This window comes from Acididesulfobacillus acetoxydans, assembly GCF_902729405.1.
GTDB classification, from domain to species: Bacteria; Bacillota; Desulfitobacteriia; order Desulfitobacteriales; family Desulfitobacteriaceae; genus Acididesulfobacillus; species Acididesulfobacillus acetoxydans.
Genome location: NZ_LR746496.1, coordinates 3,972,059 through 3,990,867 on the forward strand (window position 1 = coordinate 3,972,059; position 18,809 = coordinate 3,990,867).

At 56.4% G+C, this 18,809-nt stretch carries 11 protein-coding genes; all 11 read right to left on the reverse strand.

All coding sequences use genetic code 11. The annotated features are described in order from the left end of the window. Window positions 1-254: 254 nt before the first annotated feature. The gene (gene hydA / locus MNU25_RS17685; RefSeq protein WP_240986273.1) at window positions 255-1,664 is read right to left on the reverse strand and encodes a dihydropyrimidinase; all 1,410 of its coding nucleotides are present in this window, start codon (window positions 1,662-1,664) and stop codon (window positions 255-257) included. A gap of 167 nt (window positions 1,665-1,831) precedes the next feature. Next, window positions 1,832-2,785, reverse strand: coding sequence for a carbamate kinase (gene arcC, locus MNU25_RS17690; RefSeq protein WP_240986274.1), 954 nt, complete (start codon window positions 2,783-2,785; stop codon window positions 1,832-1,834). 2 nt (window positions 2,786-2,787) lie between these two features. Continuing rightward, window positions 2,788-3,795, reverse strand: coding sequence for an ornithine carbamoyltransferase (locus tag MNU25_RS17695; RefSeq protein WP_240986275.1), 1,008 nt, complete (start codon window positions 3,793-3,795; stop codon window positions 2,788-2,790). 27 nt (window positions 3,796-3,822) lie between these two features. Next, window positions 3,823-5,067, reverse strand: a complete 1,245-nt coding sequence (locus tag MNU25_RS17700; RefSeq protein ID WP_240986907.1) for a YgeY family selenium metabolism-linked hydrolase — start codon at window positions 5,065-5,067, stop codon at window positions 3,823-3,825. A gap of 473 nt (window positions 5,068-5,540) precedes the next feature. Beyond that, window positions 5,541-7,310, reverse strand: a complete 1,770-nt coding sequence (locus MNU25_RS17705; RefSeq protein WP_240986276.1) for a sigma-54-dependent Fis family transcriptional regulator — start codon at window positions 7,308-7,310, stop codon at window positions 5,541-5,543. Between the two features lie 110 nt (window positions 7,311-7,420). Then, complete coding sequence (gene dpaL / locus MNU25_RS17710) at window positions 7,421-8,656, reverse strand: diaminopropionate ammonia-lyase (RefSeq protein ID WP_240986277.1); 1,236 nt, start codon at window positions 8,654-8,656, stop codon at window positions 7,421-7,423. 385 nt (window positions 8,657-9,041) lie between these two features. Beyond that, entirely contained in the window at window positions 9,042-10,394 is a 1,353-nt protein-coding gene (locus tag MNU25_RS17715) for a PLP-dependent cysteine synthase family protein (RefSeq protein WP_240986278.1), read from the reverse strand. Window positions 10,395-10,460: 66 nt separating this feature from the next. Next, window positions 10,461-11,708 (reverse strand): threonine synthase, encoded by a 1,248-nt coding sequence (gene thrC, locus MNU25_RS17720; protein ID WP_240986279.1) that lies wholly within the window; start codon window positions 11,706-11,708, stop codon window positions 10,461-10,463. Between the two features lie 156 nt (window positions 11,709-11,864). Further along, window positions 11,865-13,193, reverse strand: a complete 1,329-nt coding sequence (gene ssnA, locus MNU25_RS17725) for a putative aminohydrolase SsnA (protein ID WP_240986280.1) — start codon at window positions 13,191-13,193, stop codon at window positions 11,865-11,867. A 434-nt stretch (window positions 13,194-13,627) separates the two neighbouring features. Then, window positions 13,628-14,974 (reverse strand): nucleobase:cation symporter-2 family protein, encoded by a 1,347-nt coding sequence (locus MNU25_RS17730; protein WP_240986281.1) that lies wholly within the window; start codon window positions 14,972-14,974, stop codon window positions 13,628-13,630. Between the two features lie 542 nt (window positions 14,975-15,516). Next, window positions 15,517-18,693: a putative selenate reductase subunit YgfK gene (gene ygfK / locus MNU25_RS17735; protein ID WP_240986282.1), complete on the reverse strand. Its 3,177-nt coding sequence runs from the start codon at window positions 18,691-18,693 to the stop codon at window positions 15,517-15,519. Between the last annotated feature and the right edge of the window lie 116 nt (window positions 18,694-18,809).

An 18,809-nucleotide genomic window follows, 5' to 3' on the forward strand; every position in this document is an offset into this window, starting at 1 on the left:
GGGGCGCGGCCCTTCTGCCTCCTTTCTCTGTCTGTGACTTATGCTATCTGACGTGAGCGCATCCTTCGCCATTCACGCGGCAGATGTTCGCACCCCTATTGCCTGTCTCCCCCGTTCTCCTTCCGACCTCTGACCTCTGATTTGACCTCAGGCTCTCTTATTTTCCCTAGTTCCGACCTCCGACCTCCGACTTGGCCTCAGGCTCTCTTATTTCTCCTCGTTCCGACCTCTGACCTCCCACTTCTGTTTTGACCTCAGGCTCTCTTATTCCCCCCCGTTCCGACCTCTGACCTCCGACTTCTGAATACGTAGCCCCCGGACGGCCGGACGTCGAGCAGCCTCCCCTCTTGTACAACCAAGCGGCCGCGCAAAAAAACATATTCGGCTTTTCCCTCTATCTTAAACCCCTCAAAAGGAGAGTAATCCACCTGCTGATGCAGAGTTCCGGCGCTAAGCGCCGTGGAACCCTCCGGGTTCCAGACCACTACGTCCGCGTCACTGCCGACGGCCAGCGTCCCTTTGCGCGGATAAAGACCGAACAGTTTAGCCGGATTGGCAGCGGTCAGAGCGGCAAAGTCACTGAGACCCATCCTGCCGCTTTTGACGCCATAAGTGTAGAGAAGCCCTAACCGCGTTTCCACACCCGGCATTCCGTTGGGGATCCGGCTGAAATCCTCCCGGCCCAGCTCCTTTTGTCCCCGGAAATTGAAGGCACAGTGATCCGTCGCCAGCGTGTCGATCACTTTGGCCTCCAGGCCTTGCCAAAGTGCCTCCTGATGGCCCGCGGGCCGCAGAGGAGGAGAAATGACATATTTCGCCCCCTCAAAGCCCTCTGCCCCATAGCGGCTGTCATCCAGAAGAAGGTACTGCGGACAAGTCTCGGCGTAAACCTTAAGGCCGCGCAATTTCGCCTTGACAATCTCCGCCAGCGCATCCCGGGTACTGACATGCACGATATACAGAGGTGCTCCCACAGCCTCCGCCAAGGCAATAGCCCGGGACACCGCTTCTTTCTCCGCCGCGACCGGCCGGGTCAACGGGTGAAAGCGGGGTGAGCGTTCTCCCCGGCGCAGGGCCTCCCGGGTCAAGTCGAAAACCAGATCTCCGTTCTCGCAATGTAAACAGAGCAGGGAGCCATTCTCTTTTGTTTTGCGAAACGCTTGCAAAAGTACCGTGTCATCTACTTGCAAAGTGTTCTTATAAGCCATATAGAACTTAAAGGAAGTAATCCCATCCTCCCGGGCGAGCAGGTCCATCTCTTCCGCCACAGATTCACTCCAATCCGTGACCGCCATATGAAAACCATAATCGGTGAACGCTTTCCCCCGCGCTTTGGCTTGCCAGTTTCTCAGCGCCTGGGCCAGGGACTCACCGTGAAACTGAGTCGCGAAATCAAGCACGGTCGTGGTTCCCCCCAAGAGGGCCGCCCGTGTACCTGTGAAAAAATCATCTGACGTGAAAATCTCGCCGGCCGGAAGATCAAAATGGGTGTGCGGGTCGACCCCGCCGGGAAAAAGATAACAGCCGTCAACCCCGTAGACCGTATCATCCGTTCTTGTCAAACCCAAACCTAAAGAAGAGACCTTTTCTCCTTCTATTCTTAAGTCGGCCCGGAACACATCCCCGGCCGTAACAATCGTTCCGCCTTGCAAAACAATGCCCATGTCTCTCCCTCTCCTTCGCCCCTTTTCCCTGCGTCACCGGCAAGCCGCTGCCGGCACCCTTAACGCCGGGCAATTTCCCCTTTTGCCTGTGAGGCCACCGGCTGCTGACTACCGGATATCCGAGACTTCCGTCACCCGCCTCCCCTCTTCCGACCTCCGACTTCTCTTTAGGTATCCGGATAAATGTGGGTGCCCGTCTTGCCCTCCACAGCCTCAGCCAGCGACTCGGGGTTGGTAATGATCGCTTCTTTCCCACCCTGCTCCAAAAAGCGCAGAGCCGCTTCCACTTTCGGCAGCATGCTCCCCGGCGCAAAATGATGCTCTCCGATATACCGCCTCATCTCGGCGGCGCTCACCCGGTCCAAAGCTTTCTGCTCCGGCTTGCCAAAGTTCAGGTAGACCATGGGCACCCCCGTAGAAATTACCAAGAGGTCCGCCCGGATCTTGACAGCCAGGAGGCTGGAGGCGAAATCCTTGTCGATCACGGCATCGACCCCGCCGAGCCGGCCGTCAGACCCTTTGACGACCGGAATCCCGCCGCCGCCGGCGCAGATGACACAATAGCCGTCGCGCGCCAAGCGATCCACAATGCCAAGTTCAATGATCTCCAACGGATAGGGGGAAGGGACCACCCTCCGGTAGCCCCGACCGGCGTCATTTATCAGCGTCCAATCCGGATGCTCCACCCGGATCCTCTCCGCCTGCTCCTCGTTGTAAAACGTTCCAATCGGCTTACTGGGCTTGGTGAAAGCCGGATCGTCTCCCGCCACCAAAACCTGAGTCACCACGGTGGCCGCCCGCAAATCAAAGCCGCGCTGCGCAAATTCGTTGTCCATAGCCTGCTGAATCTGGTAACCGATGGCTCCCTGGGTGTCGGCGTCACAACTGACCAGGGGCACCCTGTGCAACCCTCCCATCTCATAGGCAATCTCAGCCCGGCGCAGAATAAATCCCACCTGTGGCCCGTTCCCGTGCGTGATCACGGGATTATAACCGCGTTCGACCAATTCCGCGATGTGTTTGGCCGTTTCGCAGACGGCCTCATACTGATCCGAGACTTCCATGTGGGACTTGTCGCGGATGAGTGAGTTTCCCCCAATGGCAATAACAGCTAATTTCACGTTTATCTTCCACCCATCAATAACGTCATTACCGCTTTGGCAGTATGGATACGGTTCTCGGCTTCATCGTAGACAATCGAGTGCGGCCCGTCAATGACGGAATCCTCAACCTCGTTATTACGGTCAGCCGGCAGCGCGTGCATGTAGACCACGTCTTTGTCGGCCAAAGCCATCTTCGCTTCCGTGCATTTCCAACCTTTTTGGGCTTTCAGCTTGTCGTCGATCACCGCCGTGGCTCCGACCGGGGCCGCGCCTGTTTGGTCGGTCACCCAGCTGCCCCAGTTCTTGGGAATCACGATGTTGGCCCCCCGGTAGGCTTCTTCCTCATTATCCGTGACGGTCACACTCCCGCCGAACTTGGCCGCGTTGGCTTCGGCTTGCTCAATCACCCAGTCCGGCAGCTCCCAGCCTTTCGGGTGGGCCAGAACGACATCCATGCCATAGCGGGGGAAGAGGAGAATCTGCGATACCGGCACGGAAATCGGCTTCTTATGGCTTTCGGCGTAAGCCCAGATGATAGACACCTTTACCCGTTTGAGATCTTTGCCGATTTTCTCCTGCATCGTCATCAGATCAGCCAAAGCCTGGAACGGGTGGTAGAGATCGCATTGCAGGTTCATGACCGGAGCGGTGGACCACTTCGCCATCTCGTTCAGGTATTTATTGCCGTAGCCCCAATTGCAATAGCGACAGGCTATCGCATGGCCGAAGCGCGACAGGATGATGGCCGTGTCTTTGGCGCTCTCTCCGTGCGAAACCTGCATACTGCTGCTGTCCAAAAACCCGGCGTGCCCGCCCAGCTGGGCCAGGCCCGCTTCCATCGAATTGCGGGTACGAGTCGATTGTTCGAAGAACATAAGAAACATGGTCTTGTTGACCAGATAAGGGGTCGGTTCCCCCATGGCAAACTTCTTCTTTAAGTCGAAGGACACTTCCAGCATGGTGTCAACTTCCTCTTTGCTGAAATCCTCCAGATTGATAAAATGCCTGCCGTGAAAAATCGTCTGCATTTTTTGTCCTCCTTCGTTTTTTTCAAATCAATCCACCCGCAGCAGGTTTTCCGTACTTTCCGGCATTGCGGCCGCATACTTTTGCACAAAAAGTTGGGGAATGACGGCATACATAGCCGCCGCGTTCACAAGCTCCTTCTTCCAGGTCCTTTCATTGGGAGCATGGGCTTGATCCTCATGTCCGGGGCCGAAGCCGATACAAGGAATCCCGTAGCGCCCCATAATGGAAACTCCGTTGGTGGAAAAGGTCCATTTGTCCAGAACCGCCGGCTCATGGAAGAGTGAATTGTAAGCTTCCTGCACCATATGGCAGACCGGGTGTTCCTCTTCAATCAGCCAAGTCGGAAAATAGGCCTCCGTCGGGTATACCAGCCCCGTATAAGCCGGCCGTTCATAGCCATACAGGGAAACTTCCGCCTGGGCCGCTTTCACCGAGGGGAGGTTACGGATTTGTTGAAGAGCGAACTCCGCCGTTTCTCCTGCCGTCAAGCGCCTGTCAATGGAAATCCGGCAACTGTCGGCCACGGCACAGCGTGAGGGAGAAGTAAAAAAGATCTCGGACACGGTCAAACTGCCTTTGCCCAGAAAAGGATGGTCAAGCAGATTTTCATGCAGAGCGCGCAGCTCCGTCAGGATCGGGGCCATCTTAAAGATCGCGTTCTCCCCGCGTTCGGGAGCCGAGCCGTGACAGCTGATACCCTTGGTCAGCACTTTTATCTCCATCCGGCCCCGGTGTCCCCGGTAAATCTTCCCGTCCGTCGGTTCCGTAATCACGACGAATTCGGGTTTAAGCCGATCTTCGTTCACAATGTACTGCCAGCACAAGCCGTCGCAGTCTTCCTCCTGAACGGATCCCACCACAACCAGGGTGTAATCGTCTTCCAAGCCGAGTTCTTTAATGATCTTGCCGGCGTAGACCATGGAAGCCATACCGCCCTCTTGGTCACTGCCTCCCCGTCCGATGATGATCTCGTCATCTTCATACCCTTGGTGTGGATCGTACTTCCACAAGTCAGGATCCCCCACACCGACCGTATCAATATGGGCGTCCATCGCGATCAAGTGGGACCCATGGCCGATATAGCCCAGAACGTTACCCATGGGATCGATCGTAACCCGATCAAAACCCACTTTCTCCATCTCGGCTTTGATCCGCTGAACCACCCGCCCTTCCTGACAGCTCTCGCTGGGAATGGCAATCATATCGCGCAAAAAGCGGCTGATATCCGGTTCATACTTTTTGGCCAGCGCTAAGACCTGAGCATAATCCATCTTCAATCCTAAACTCCCTTCGTCCTTTGCTTAAAAATTCGATCACTGATTTCCCATGCAAGAAAGGGGCCAAACCGCGAGTTGAAACTCCGAAAGCAGCCGGCAAAGAACACTCGGCCGGCACCAAGCGCCCGGGCGCAAGCGACTGAGACAAGTTTTCCCGCCCCGCGGCAGACGGTTCCCAGCCAAGAGGAAGGCCGATCCGTCCCCGAAGACGAGCGGGTCACACCATTAGGGCGACAGCACCCTCAGTGGGTGACAGCACCCTTTGACCCGAGGAAGCCAAAGCCCGGATACCTGTCTCAGTATAAGACCTCCGGCTGTCTCAGAATGAGACCCGAGGCTTGACCGCTGTCCGTCTCAGGCTGAGACTTCAGGCTTTATTTGATACCTGCCTGCTCACACATTTGGCACCACTCCCACTTGTAGAAGTGGGAGTCTCACGGTTGGATCAAACTTAAATCAACATCAAATCACACTTTAAACACAGTTTGTTCCCGAATGTTGTATTCCTTAATCTTACGGTAGAGTGTGGCCCGGCTGATCCCGAGGAGCTTGGCCGCCCCTTCTTTGTTTCCTTCTTCTTCCGCCGCCGTCAAAGCCTTAATGATCGCCTCTTTCTCCAAAGATTTCAGATTCAAAGACGTTTTGGGCTGCGGTCCGGACTGGGGGCCTTCGAGCACTCTGGCCGGCAGGAACTCCGCGGTAATATATTCCCCGGGGGTCATCGTCACACTGTATTCCACCACATTCCCCAATTCACGCACATTTCCCGGCCAGGTGTAGCGGCTGAGAATTCTCAAGGCTTCCGGTGAGATCCCCCGCACAGACTTGCCGGTGACCTGAGAATAATGCTCGAGATAGAACCGGATCAGGAGGGGAACATCTTCTTGACGCTCCCGCAAAGGCGCAATATAAAGCGGAATCACATTTAAACGGTAAAACAAATCCTCGCGGAACTCACCCGTCTTGACCATACTTTCCAGGTCACGATTCGTCGCGGCGATAACTCTGACATCCACCGGAATCGAGTGCAGCCCTCCCACCCGTTCTACTCTCCGCTCTTGCAGCACGCGCAGGATTTTCACCTGCAGGTGCAGGGGCATATCCCCTATTTCGTCCAAGAAGATCGTCCCGTTATGGGCCAGCTCAAACTTGCCTAACTTGCCGCCCCTGCGGGCCCCGGTAAATGCCCCCTCATCATAGCCGAAGAGCTCGCTTTCCAGCAAATTCTCCGGAATCGCGCCGCAGTTAATCGTAATGAAGGAATTGTCCCGGCGTTTGCTGCTTTGGTGAATAGCCCGGGCCAGCAGCTCTTTGCCGGTGCCGCTCTCACCCTGAATCAAGAGGGTGGCGTTGCTCGGCGCCACCTTCAGGGCCACCTCTTTCAAACGTTTCATTTTGGCGCTGGCCGCTATGATCTCCGAAAAGTGGGTCTCGATCTCCGTTTCCGTAGCCGCCTTCACCAGCTTCTTGATCTGTTGAACATCCTTCAGGGTAATAACGGCGCCCTCGATCCTCTCACCGTTAGCGACCGGCACCGCGTCACAATAAAACTGGCTGGCCACTCTCTTGCCTTTCACCTGACCGGAAAAAACCTCTCCCCGTTCCACGCTTCGCCACAGCCTTTTCTCATCCAGCAGCTGAAAAAGCGTGCTGGGCTCAGTCTCGGGAATATCCAGCAATTTTTGGGCCAAACGATTATAATGAGTCACCCGACGCTCCGCATCCGTGAGGAGAATCCCGTCATTGAGAAAATTGAGCACCGTCAGCAGCTGACCTGTCAACAGTTCCCGCTCGCGGTTTTGGCGATGTTCAATCGCCTTGGCTGCCATGAGTTCCGCCATCTTGTCCAAAAAGCGCAATAACGAATCCTTATTTTCCAAGAGGCGCTGGGTTTGCTCTTCATCGAAACTGATCAAACCGATGACCCCTATAATGGAGCCTTCCGCTTTGATAGGCATGGCCACCTCGGCAAACTCCAAGCAATTGCCCCGGCTGGCGCACGGCTCACAGAGAGGATCATACCCCGGCTTATCGATAATGACCGGTTCCCCGCTCTCCAGAACGTGCCGATAAACAAAGCTGTCCTCCATCTGAAAACCGCAGCGGCTGCTGTAAGTGCCCGTCCCAGCCACCCGGGTCAAGTCGGCGCCGGCAATCTCCACCTCGATTTTCAGGGCGGCGGCAATGGCCTCCGCCGTTTGGCGGACCGTCGTCTCGATGTCGTACAAACTATCCATGACACACACCCTCACCAGCGACCCTGCACGGGTTTTTTCCCTAGTATTCGCCTTTTTGTTGGGATTTCCTTCCTCAGGTATTCCCTCAGTCCAACATTTCACCCGTGATTTCAGCGCGCCGCCGACGAGACCCCATTCCAGACAATATCCCGGTAACGCAGCGGATCGGTATCTCCTTCCGTACTGAAAAGCAGAATGCGGGAGTTGCCGTCAATTGCCAAGGCTTCCCTCGCCTCACTCAGGTTGGGGTCACAGAGGAGCGCCCACAGCAATCCGGTGGTTACCGCCCCGGACTCGCCTGAGATAACGGTGGGATCTCCCGGCAAAGGATTCCCCAAAATCCGCATCCCTTTAACCGACACCCAATCCGGACAGGCCACAAACATATCGGCGGCAGTGCGGAGAATATTCCACCCCAAGACATTCACTTCCCCGCAGGCCAAGCCCGCCATGATCGTATCCATATCACCATCCACGGATCGGGGAACACCGTCTCCGGCCAAGGCCGACCGGTAGAGGCAGGCCGCCCGGTCGGATTCCGCCACCACGGTCTTGGGCCGCTCCGGCCCGCATCCGTACAACGATACCAGATACCCCAGAACAGAGCCGGCCAAGGCTCCCACGCCCGCTTGCACAAACACATGGGTCGGCTTTTCCGCCGTTCGCTCCCTCAGCTGCTCCATCGCCTCGGCAACCATCGTGCCGTAGCCCTGCATAATCCAGCCGGGTATCTTCGTATAACCTTCCCAGGCCGTATCCTGAACCACGACCCAACCCTCGCGCCCAGCCTTTGCGGCCGTGAGGCGCACGGTGTCATCGTAATTCAAGTCACTGATTGAGGCCTCCGCCCCTTCTTCCCGGATTTTGGCCAACCGATAAGGAGACGATCCTTTGGGCATATAGACCACCGCTCGCTGCCGCAGCTGCCTCGCCGTCCAAGCCACGCCCCGGCCGTGGTTGCCGTCTGTCGTCGTGGCAAATGTAATTTTCCCCAGTTTCTCCCGCACCATACGCGAAGTCAGCTTCGCAAACGGCAGATCGGCGATATCCTCCTCCAACCGCTCCGCCAGGTAACGTCCGATGGCATAAGAGCCGCCCAGTGCTTTGAAAGCTTTCAAGCCGAAGCGGTAAGATTCGTCTTTTACATAGATCCCACCGACGCCAAAGTGCTTGGCCAAAGTATCGAGGGATTGCAAAGGAGTGGGTTGGTAGCCGGGCAGGGTCCTGTGAAACGCACGGGCTATCCTGACTTGATCCGGGCTGAACAGGTCCGCGGAAACTCGGGGCACGCTCTCCCTTCGCAGAGAATTGGCAGTCCAGACAACATTCTCGTCTTGGGTATTCATTTCTTTAACTCCTCCATAATCATCATCCGGCACGAACACCCCAGACTCTTATGCAATAATCATGCCAAGCTGCCAGTCCGCGCGCCCGACTGACTTAAAATATCTCCGGGCAGTAGTGAGCGCGGTTTTGACACTTAAGCTTAAACGTCTGGGTTTAGTCGCTTAAGCCCAGACATTTGTCTTAAGTTGCGACTATTTTCTTTATCGCCAATAGGTATTATCGACGATACTACCCGGAAAACAAAACGCCCACCGCTTTGATATGCCGGAGGCGCCCGGTGTGGCTATCCCCAAGCCGAATGATCTTGGAATTCGTAAAAAAGGCAAGGTCCCCGAACGGGGGGCCTTGCTTTTTGCCTCATCAGTCAGCCGGGCACGGGCAACCTCATCTCAGCTTCTCAATCTTCTCGTCATAGTCCTCAATCTTGGCAAACTCTTTTTCCCAGAACTCCGGTTCCTTCATGGAGTCCAGGTACTCCTGGGAATAGCCGAAAGGCAGCCAGTCTTTCTCTTTTTGGCGGTAAAGCTGTTCCTTCGCCTCCGGGCCGCGAAAATCAAAGATGTTCTCCGTATTGGGTTTGAGGAAAATGTCCCGGGCCCAGCGCCGGACGACGAAATCCTCCGTCTCCAGATAGCGCCGCTCCAAGTCTTCCATAACGGAAGGATAGCGGTCGAATCCGTCCGTGGCGATCGTGACCACATTGTCATCCGGTCCCAACTTGAGATAGTGAGCCATGCGGATCGCACCCAGGATGTTGCAGATGCCGGAAACTCCGAACAAATCTTTCAGCCCCAAGGCCTGCGCCGGGGACACGCCCATCTCCTCCAAGACTTTCGTCCCCTCTTGAATAACCTTCAGCCCGCGCACCGCATCATCATCCGGGATCAAAGCCACAAAGTCGGTATTGTTGACATTGTGAATCAACGTGCACATCTTGTCCCCGATCCCCTCGATCCGGTGCTGGCCGCGCCCGCCGGTGGCCAGGGTCGAGCATTCGTACGGCTCCAAGGCGACCACCTTGGCTTCGGGAAAGGCCAGCTTAATTTGGTCGCCGGCGGCGATGGTTCCGGCCGATCCGGGCGCGGACGTAAAACAGGCGATCCTCCCGTTGCCGACCCCTTTGACAGCCTCTATCGCCGAATTGCCCGTGACATAACGGTGAAAACGGTAATTGGGCAGGAGTTCGAACTGAGCCAGAGGCCGGTTCTTGGGATCTTTCTTCAATTCATACGTTCTCTGCAAGGTCAGGATCACATCCGACTCTGTACCCGGGGTCAGGTCCAGCTTGGCGCCGTATTTCTGAATGCGCTCGTAACGCTCTTTGCTCATGTTGTCCGGCATGATCACGACCGCTTCATACCCCATCAGGTTGCAGATATATGAGACCCCAATCCCGAAGTTGCCGGTGGAGGGACCCAGGATCGTGTGCTCACCCGGCAGAATATCCCCGTCCACACAGCCCTCAATCAAAGTCGCGTAGGCGGGCCCGACTTTATGCGAACCCGAAGGGAAATATTTACCCAGCAGCACGACAATGTTGGCTTCCGTTCCGGTTAACTCCTTCGGCAAAACGACTTTGTGGACTTCACCCACTTCATCCTTCCAGGTGATGTTAAAAAGGTTGATGGGGTCCAGTTCGTCTTCCTTGGCCTGCAAAGCTTTCCGGCGAATTTCCGGGGCTATCCTCCCCGGATCAAGCATCTCTTTATACGTGGGTCCGAACGGAATCTTGGGCATCTTGCTTCCTCCCTCAAATTTCGATTTTTTCTCGCTGATATTCGGTTTTTACGGATCTCCGTGCGTCTAACGCCAACCCTCTTTCGCCAGCTTGGGAATGAGAGCCTCAAGCGACGGCTCGACTTTCAAGGGCTCACCCACGGCCGCAATGGCGTTCTTCACGTCTTTGAGACCGTTTCCGGTAACGATGGCCACCACCGTGTCCTCCTCTTTGATCACACCCGCGGCCGACAAACGTTTCAACCCGGCTACCCCGGTAACCCCGGCGGGCTCGCCGAAAACTCCGGCGGTCGCGCCCAAAAGCCGCATCGCGGCTAAAATTTCCCCGTCACTCACCGCCGCCATGGTGCCCCCGGATTCCCGCACGGCCCTTAACGCTTTGTCCGGGTTGCGCGGAACCCCGACCGCAATACTGTCCGCCAACGTGTTCTCCTCCGCCGGCTGCCAAGGCCGGTTTTCCAAGAACGCGTCCGCCAAAGGACTGCAGCCGGTTGATTGAATCCCCGCCAACTTGGGCAGGCGATCGATCCAGCCGACATTGTAGAGGTCCCTGAACCCTTTCCAAACTCCGGCGATCGTACAGCCGTCCCCCACTGAGAGCACAACCCAGTCCGGAACCTGCCAATTCAACTGCTCGGCGATTTCCAGGGCCACCGTCTTTTTCCCTTCCACGAGATAAGGATTAACGGCCGCGTTGCGATTATACCAGCCCCAACGCTCGATGGCCTGGCTGGAGAGCCGGAAGGTGTCTTCATAATTCCCCTGCACGCTGATCACGTGGGCGCCGAAGACAAGAAGCTGGGCAATCTTGCCTTGCGGGGCCCTGGCCGGAACAAAAATGTAGCTGGGAATTCCCATGGCGGCGGCGCTCCCGGCCAATGAGGAAGCGGCATTCCCGGTGGAAGAGCAGGCGACCGTCGTCGCTTTTTCCTCCACGGCCTTGATCACCGCGATCACCGAGGCCCGGTCCTTGAGGGACGCCGTCGGGTTCTGACCGTCGTCTTTAACATAGAGTTTACCTAAACCCAACGCCCTGCCCAGACCGGGCGGCCGGTAAAGCGGGCTTCCTCCCACCCTGAGATGGGGGCGGGGAGTCTCCGGCCTGATTGGCAGAAACGGCAGGTAACGGAAAATCGAAGGATCTTTGACCCGAGCGAGAGACTCGCGGCTTGTGCTGCGCTTGATTTTGCCGTAATCGTATTCTACATCCAAAATGCCCGCCTTCTGTCCGCAGACCTCGCAGGTGAAAATTCCCGCCTTGGCGGGATATTCCTTGCCGCAGTGCAGGCAGCGCAGCCCTAAAACATTCTCCACCTTTACCACCCTAATTCTTTTTCGGTTTGATGACTTCAGTTCTTTTTCGGCTTTAAACCTCTTGCTGAAAGGTATGCCTGACCTCTGGATCAAGTCAGGGGAATGCGGTACGCCGGCCTTCTTAAGCGATCCTCGGACTCAAATCCTTGCTCGCGCTTAAATTCTTTGCCACAGCTTTTGGGCCAATTCCCGCGCCCGGGCATTGATCCGTTCTTCGTCGATCCCTTGCAGCTCGCGCCTCAGCATTCTCACCTTGCCGTCGGTCACGGTGGTTTCCACCGCCCTGCCGGAAACGCCGAAGAGAAGATGGCCGGACCAATTTTCCCCGGTCAGCGGGGTAGGCGGCAAATAGTCCACGATGATCAGGTCCGCTTTAGCCCCGGGACTCAACTCGCCGTAACGGCCGCCGAACAGTTGCCCCGCAATCTTAGGATTATTGCCATAGAGCATGTCCGGCACCTCCGCCCAAGCCACGCTCGGATCGGCCGCCGCGTGCTTTTGCAGAAGGTTAGCCACTTTGGCACTCTCAAACATATCGGCGGTATAACCGTCCGTACCCAAGCCGACCCGCACCCCCGCCGCCAGCATCCTGAGCACAGGAGCCGCTCCGACTGCGTTGCCCATGTTCGATTCCGGATTATGCACGACCTGAGTCGCGCTTTCCCGCAAGATTTCGATTTCTCGTTCGTTAACATGCACACAGTGGGCAGCGATCGTCTTCGCTCCCAAAATACCGAACTTGTGCAGACGTTCCACGACCCGCAGGCCGGATTTCGCCAAACTGTCCTCCACATCTTCCCGGCCTTCCGCGACGTGAATATGAAAGCCCGCTCCCAAAGCTGCCGCCGCCTCACGGCATTGGGCCAGAATCCGATCCGAGAGGGTGAGAGAGGCGTGCAGTCCGAAAAGCCCCGCCGTCATACTGTCCGGCGCCTTTTGGCAGGCGGAGATGAAGTCGGTATTCTCCGCAATTCCCTCCTGAGCAATCCTTTCTCCGTCCCTCTCCGACACCTCGTAACAAAAAGCAGAACGAACTCCGGTCTCCCTAGCCGCTTGCGCCAGTCTGTCCAAACTCCCCCTCACAGCCATGGGACTGGCGTGATGATCGATGATCGTCGTCGTCCCGGTTTTGACACACTCAATCAGAGGGACGAGTGCACTGTAGTAAACATCTTCCAAAGTCAAGAGCTTATCCAGTTTCCACCACAGTCCCTGCAGAATGTCCGTAAAACTCTTGGGAGGCTTGCTTTTGGCATCCATCCCGCGGGCAAACGTACTGTAAAGATGCATATGGGAATTAATCAGGCCCGGCATGATCAACTTTCCCCGGGCATCTATAAACGAAGCTTCGGGAAAGCGGGAACGAAGTTCCCCGGTCAAACCGACCTCTTTAATGACAGTGCCGTCAATAAGCACAGCCCCATCCGTTATCACCCGGTTAGGCTCACCCAAAGTGAGCACCGTACCGTGACCGACCAAAAGCATGACAAACCCTCCTTAACTTCCCAACAACTTCCCCACCGGGAGCGCGAGACTGAGTACCAATCGCTCTACATTAAAACAAGGCCGAGGAAAACAAGGCAGAGTGGTTCTGGCAGGCTTATTTTCCATACATTGGTGTACACTGTATACGAGTGAATATTTCGCCCGGCCTGAACGACCCCCCGCAGGGGCCGTGGGGTGGGAAGGGGTAACCTCTTCCCACCCCCGGCGCTCCACCCCGGGTCTCTTCTCTCTTCGGACAGCGGACCTATACGAACCCGACATATCCTTGCCATGTCCCGGCTGCATCCCGACATATCCCGGCCCTATCTATATATACCCCGGCAATAGCCTTACATACCCCAAACCACACCTGGGTGGGTCGTATCCGTGTCATATCCGGGTTTGCGGCTGACATCACCTTTTCCTTCTCGGCCTTAGGCGGCGTCAATACCGCTGTTGGCTTTGAGTTCTTTCTTGATATCGTCTTCGTGGCCGCCGCCGTTGAAAAAGGCATTGAGGATGATCGCCGTAACCGCACCCAGGGTAATATTGCTGTGCAGAATCGTCTGGCTCCAACTCGGGAAATACTTAAAGAAATTCGGGGAAACCAGGGGGATCATACCCACCCCGATACTGATAGCGACAATGAAAATATTGTAGCGGTTGTGTTTGAAGTCGACCTGAGCCAAAGTCTTGATCCCGCTCGCGGCCACGATCGAGAACATGGCAATTCCGGCTCCTCCGATCACGGCATTGGGCACGGAAGCAATGATCATGGCCAGCTTCGGCAAAAGCCCCATAAGAACCAGGATGACACCCGAGGTGGCGACCACATAACGGCTCCTAACCCCGGTTAAGCCCACCAAGCCCACGTTTTGGGCAAAGGCGGTGTAAGGAAAAGCGTTCAGGATACCTCCTAAAAAGGTCGCAAAACCATCGGCTCTAAGACCGCGGGTCAGATCCTCTTCGCCCAGCGGTTTTTCGATAATCTCGCCAATCGCCAGGAAGTCCCCGGTAGACTCCACCATAGTAACCAGCATGACCAAGACCATGGAAATGATGGCCCCCAGATCGAACTTGGGCATACCGAAGAAGAAAGGAGTATCCACGTGCAGCCAAGCGGCGCTCCCTACGCCGGAAAAACTCACCAGGCCCAAGGGTATGGCTACGATGAAGCCGATTATTAGCCCCAAGAGAACCGCGGCGTTAGCAATAAAACCTTTAAAGAACTTGTTGATCAAGAGAATGCAGACCAAGACAACCGCCGCGACGGCCAAAAACTTAAAAGCGCCGTAGTTGGGAACCCCAGTTCCGCCTGCAGCCAGATCCACCCCTACGCCCAGCAGGGACAAGCCAATCACCGTGATCACACTTCCGGTCACGACCGGCGGGAAAAAGCGCAAGAGTTTGCTGAAATAGGGCGCCGTGAGAAAGGTAAAGATACCGCCGATGATGACCGCCCCGTAAATACCCTCCATTCCCACGCTTTTGGCAATCATGATCATGGGAGTCACGGCTGCAAACGTAACCCCCTGAATGACCGGGATGCGGATCCCCAGTTTCCACAGCCCCAGGGTTTGGAGCAGAGTAGCAATCCCACAGGTAAAGAGGTCCGCATTGATCAGGAAACCCGTTTGGGCCTTCGTCAAGCCGGCTGCTCCGGCAATGATCAGTGGTACGGCGACGGCTCCGGCATACATGGCCAGAACGTGCTGCAAACCGTACAAGATTAGTTGGCTGGCAGGCAATACTTCATCGACAGGATGCTTGGCATTGGCCATTGCTACTTCCCCCCTCATAAGATGAACACTAAGAACAAAAGTCTGCGCGGATCGGCCTTATTTCAGTTTTTTTTCATCACCTCCTCGGTACAGCCGAGCCTCCGGCGGTCCGCGCCGCGCCGGAGGGTCTTACTTCGCCGACATGACTTTCCACTCGAATCAGAGGCAAGACCAAAGGTACCGGTCCCGCGGCCGGATGTACACCTCTTTGTCGATGTACACATCTACATCAATGTACACCTCTTCGTCGATGTACACACCTTTGATGTACACATCTTCGTCAATGTACACACCCTTGCCGAGGCCTTGGAAAAGTTCCCGTCCCCTGACACGGCCGCCTGGGGCCTTCCTCCTTACTCTTTATCAGAAGCCTAAGTGGCGGTAAGCCAAAAAACAGTTTCGGAACTTCAGACGCCCATGCCGGCGCTGCTCAACAAAGGAGGCGCACCCGGTGCAACTTCACTTTGGGAGCTCCGGACGCCCATGCTTCCGCGATCGCGCCGCGATCGAAACAGAATACTTACCGGGTTTCCGTGCGTTTATCAGAACAGATAGGGGTAGTTACGGTAGGCGGCCCAAATCATGGCGGCCACATCCTCGCTCAAACCGGATCTTCCGCCTTTTTCGTCAAAACGGACTTCCCGGACATCCCCTCCGATCCTGACCTTGAAACTCGGAGCCTCACCGCCGCTTCGCAGGAGAAACCCTGAGTTCTTGCTATTATTAAAATCCTCATCACTCCAGAAGAGAGTCAGCTTATCTTTATAAGGATCTCCGGCCGTCGGGCAAAAAGTAGCACAGTTGCCGCACTCATTGCACATGCCGTCGATGTGAATAATCTGGTTGGTATTTTTCAAGCCGGGGGCAGAAACCTGAACCGCGATATTGGCCCGGTTGGGGCAGACCTCCGTGCAGACGTTGCAGACCGCCTGGCATTCCAGGCAGCGGCCCGGTTCCTGCTCCAAGCCGGCAAAAGTTTGCAGCACCCCCTTCTTGGCCGCAATCTCAGCCCTCTGCCCCTCTGTGATAACCGTCGCCGGAGCTCCGGTGCTGTCACGGGCGCCGCTCCTTCCAAAGCCGGCGACCGTCTTCTCCCCCGCGTCCTCACCCACTCCGACCTCAGGAGCTTGGTCAAAGCCAAGCTCGGCCAGAATAGCCTTGGCGGCCCGGGTCCCGTGGGCGATGCTCTCCACTACGGTCGAAGGTCCGTAAAGGGCATCCCCGCCCAGATAAACATGCTCCAGATTCGTCTTGAGGGTCATGGGATCCACTTGCACCCCGCCCTTAGCATCGAGTGCAATCCCGTTTTTAACCAGAAGTTCGCGATCCACCTGCTCGCCGATCGCCGTCAAAACCGTATCGGCCGGAATATCCTCAAACCGGCCCGCTTCCGGCAGCGGGCTGCGGCGGCCTGAAGCATCCTCTTCGCCCAGGACCATCACCTGGCAATGCAGCATCCCGCCCCGCAAGCTCACGGGAGAAAGAAGTTCCTTGAAAACAACCCCTTCCGCCAGAGCCAACTCTAATTCTTCCCGATCCGCGGGCATATATGCCCGCGTGCGACGGTAGACGATCGAAACCTTTTCCACTCCCGGCACCCGCAAAGCCGCTCTCGCCGCGTCCATAGCGGAGTTACCCCCGCCGATGACGGCAACATGGCGACCCAAAGTGAGTGTCCCTTGCCCACGCTTGAATTCTTCCAGAAACTCGATCGCGCCCCTAATCCCGCCGCTTTCTCCCTCCAAGGACAAAGTGCCGGGCTTGCCTGCTCCGATGGCCAGGTAAATATAATCATATCCCTCACCCCGCAGGGCCTCGATCGAGAAATCCGGACTTACGCCCAACCTGAACCTGACGCCCGTTTGCGCGATCAAGTCCAAATCCCGTTCGATCGCCTCTGCGGAAATCCGGAAGCCCGGAATGACATAAGCTACGGTTCCGCCGGCTTTTTCCCGTTTGTCAAAAACCGTAACCTCCAGCCCCGCTTGGGCCAGAAAATAAGCCGCCGCCAATCCCGAAGGCCCCGCGCCGATCACGGCCACTTTGGCCGGGGTCGCCCCAGACCCCGCCGCCGGAACGTGAGCGGATCCGACCGGAACGGACATCTTCCCGCCTCCGCTCATCTTCGCCATATAGCCGGCGAAACCGCGCTCGGAGGCCAGCAGCTTCAAAGCACGGATCCGGATTGACTCGTCGTAATCCTGGCGGGTGCATTGAGTCATGCAATTATGGTTGCAAATCGTCCCCGTAATGAAGGGCAAGGGATTTCGCCGGACGATCACCCCGTATGCTTCCTCAAAACGGCCTTCTCCGATCAGCCGAATATACTCCGGCACGTCCTGTTCAATCGGGCAGCCCAAGGTGCAGGGCGCCGCAAAACAATCCGTCAGTCCCAACTGTTTCCTGCCGCTCTTGCGGCTTTGACCCGCCCGGCTCTCCTTGCGGTGGTGAGCCGTCTCAAAGGCACTATCCGCCAAGGCTTTCAATTTCCCTAAATCAATCCGGCCCGCTTCCCCTTCATCCAGAAGCACTTCCAAGTCCTGAGCCATCTGCTGCAACCGCATATATCCCCCCGGTTTGAGCAGCGTGGTGGCGACCGTGATGGGACGAATTCCCGCGGCGAAAATCTCTTTGACGTTGAAGAAATCCGCCCCCCCGGAATAAGAGATCAATAGGTCTCCGTTGAATTCCTGCGCCAGTTTTGAAGCCAGGTTAATCGTCAGCGGATAGAGCGCCCGGCCTGACATATACATCTCTTCCCCCGGCAGTTCTCCCCGGGTGATCCGCGCGGGCAGCGTGTTGGACAGTTTGACCCCGAATCCTCTGCCCTCCCGGCGGGCAGCCTCCTTCAGCCTCTTCAGCATGGCCACCCCGTCCGCATATTGCAGATCATGACTGAAAGACTCTTCTTTCAACTTAATGTAACCGTAACCCATCCGGTCAAAGGTCTGGCGCACAAAAGTATAGCCCAAAAGGGTGGGATTCATCTTCACCAATGTATTCAGCTTCTTTTCTTTCAGGAGATACCCGGCAATCGCCTCGATTTCAGCCGGCGGACAGCCGTGCATGGTCGATAGGGTGATGGATTGACACAGAGAAGAAGGAATCGTCTCAACGAAGGCACGGTCGACCCGGGTTAAATTTCCTTCAGCGACTTCGTCCAGCAAAACCTGCCGGCATTCCCGGAAGATTTCTGTCCCCGAAGCCTCTTTGAGCCCCTCAATGAATCCATCCACTTTAGGGGATTGGATCCCTTTCAGATCATAACCCACACTCATATTGAACAGGAAATTCGGCCCCGGCTGCCGCAAGATTTCTTTCTGCAACATATGGAGCAAGAACCAGGCCTTGACATATTCCGCAAAAGCCCCCTCGATCGAAAGCTCTGTCGACCATTCCGTGTTGTAACATTCGTCTTCGGCCTTGATGCAGGGTTTGGGAAACTCCAGCCGATCCAGGATCTGAACGGTTTTAAGTTCAAAGAACCGGCCTCCGGCCAAGTAAGCGGCCGCGATGTTTTGCGCCAATTGGGTGTTGGGGCCGGCCGCGGGTCCAACGGGAGAGGCAAGCGGCGCCCCGAACAAGTTCATGGTCTTATGGAGCGCCGGTCTGAAGAATTTGCCTTCGGGGACGCCAAAAATCGTCTGTCTCTGCCGATATTCGGCCAGAACCCAACGCACCAGTTTCTTAAATGGGATCGGTCTCATTATGTCGCTCATCTTTGTCTCACTCCTCGATCATAAGATTGCGCCTGCCCCAAGGCCCTGTCCTCGTGCCGCCTGGCTGCCCGCCTCCGGGCTCCGGCTTGTGCCGGTCATGCCACCTGTGCTCCGCG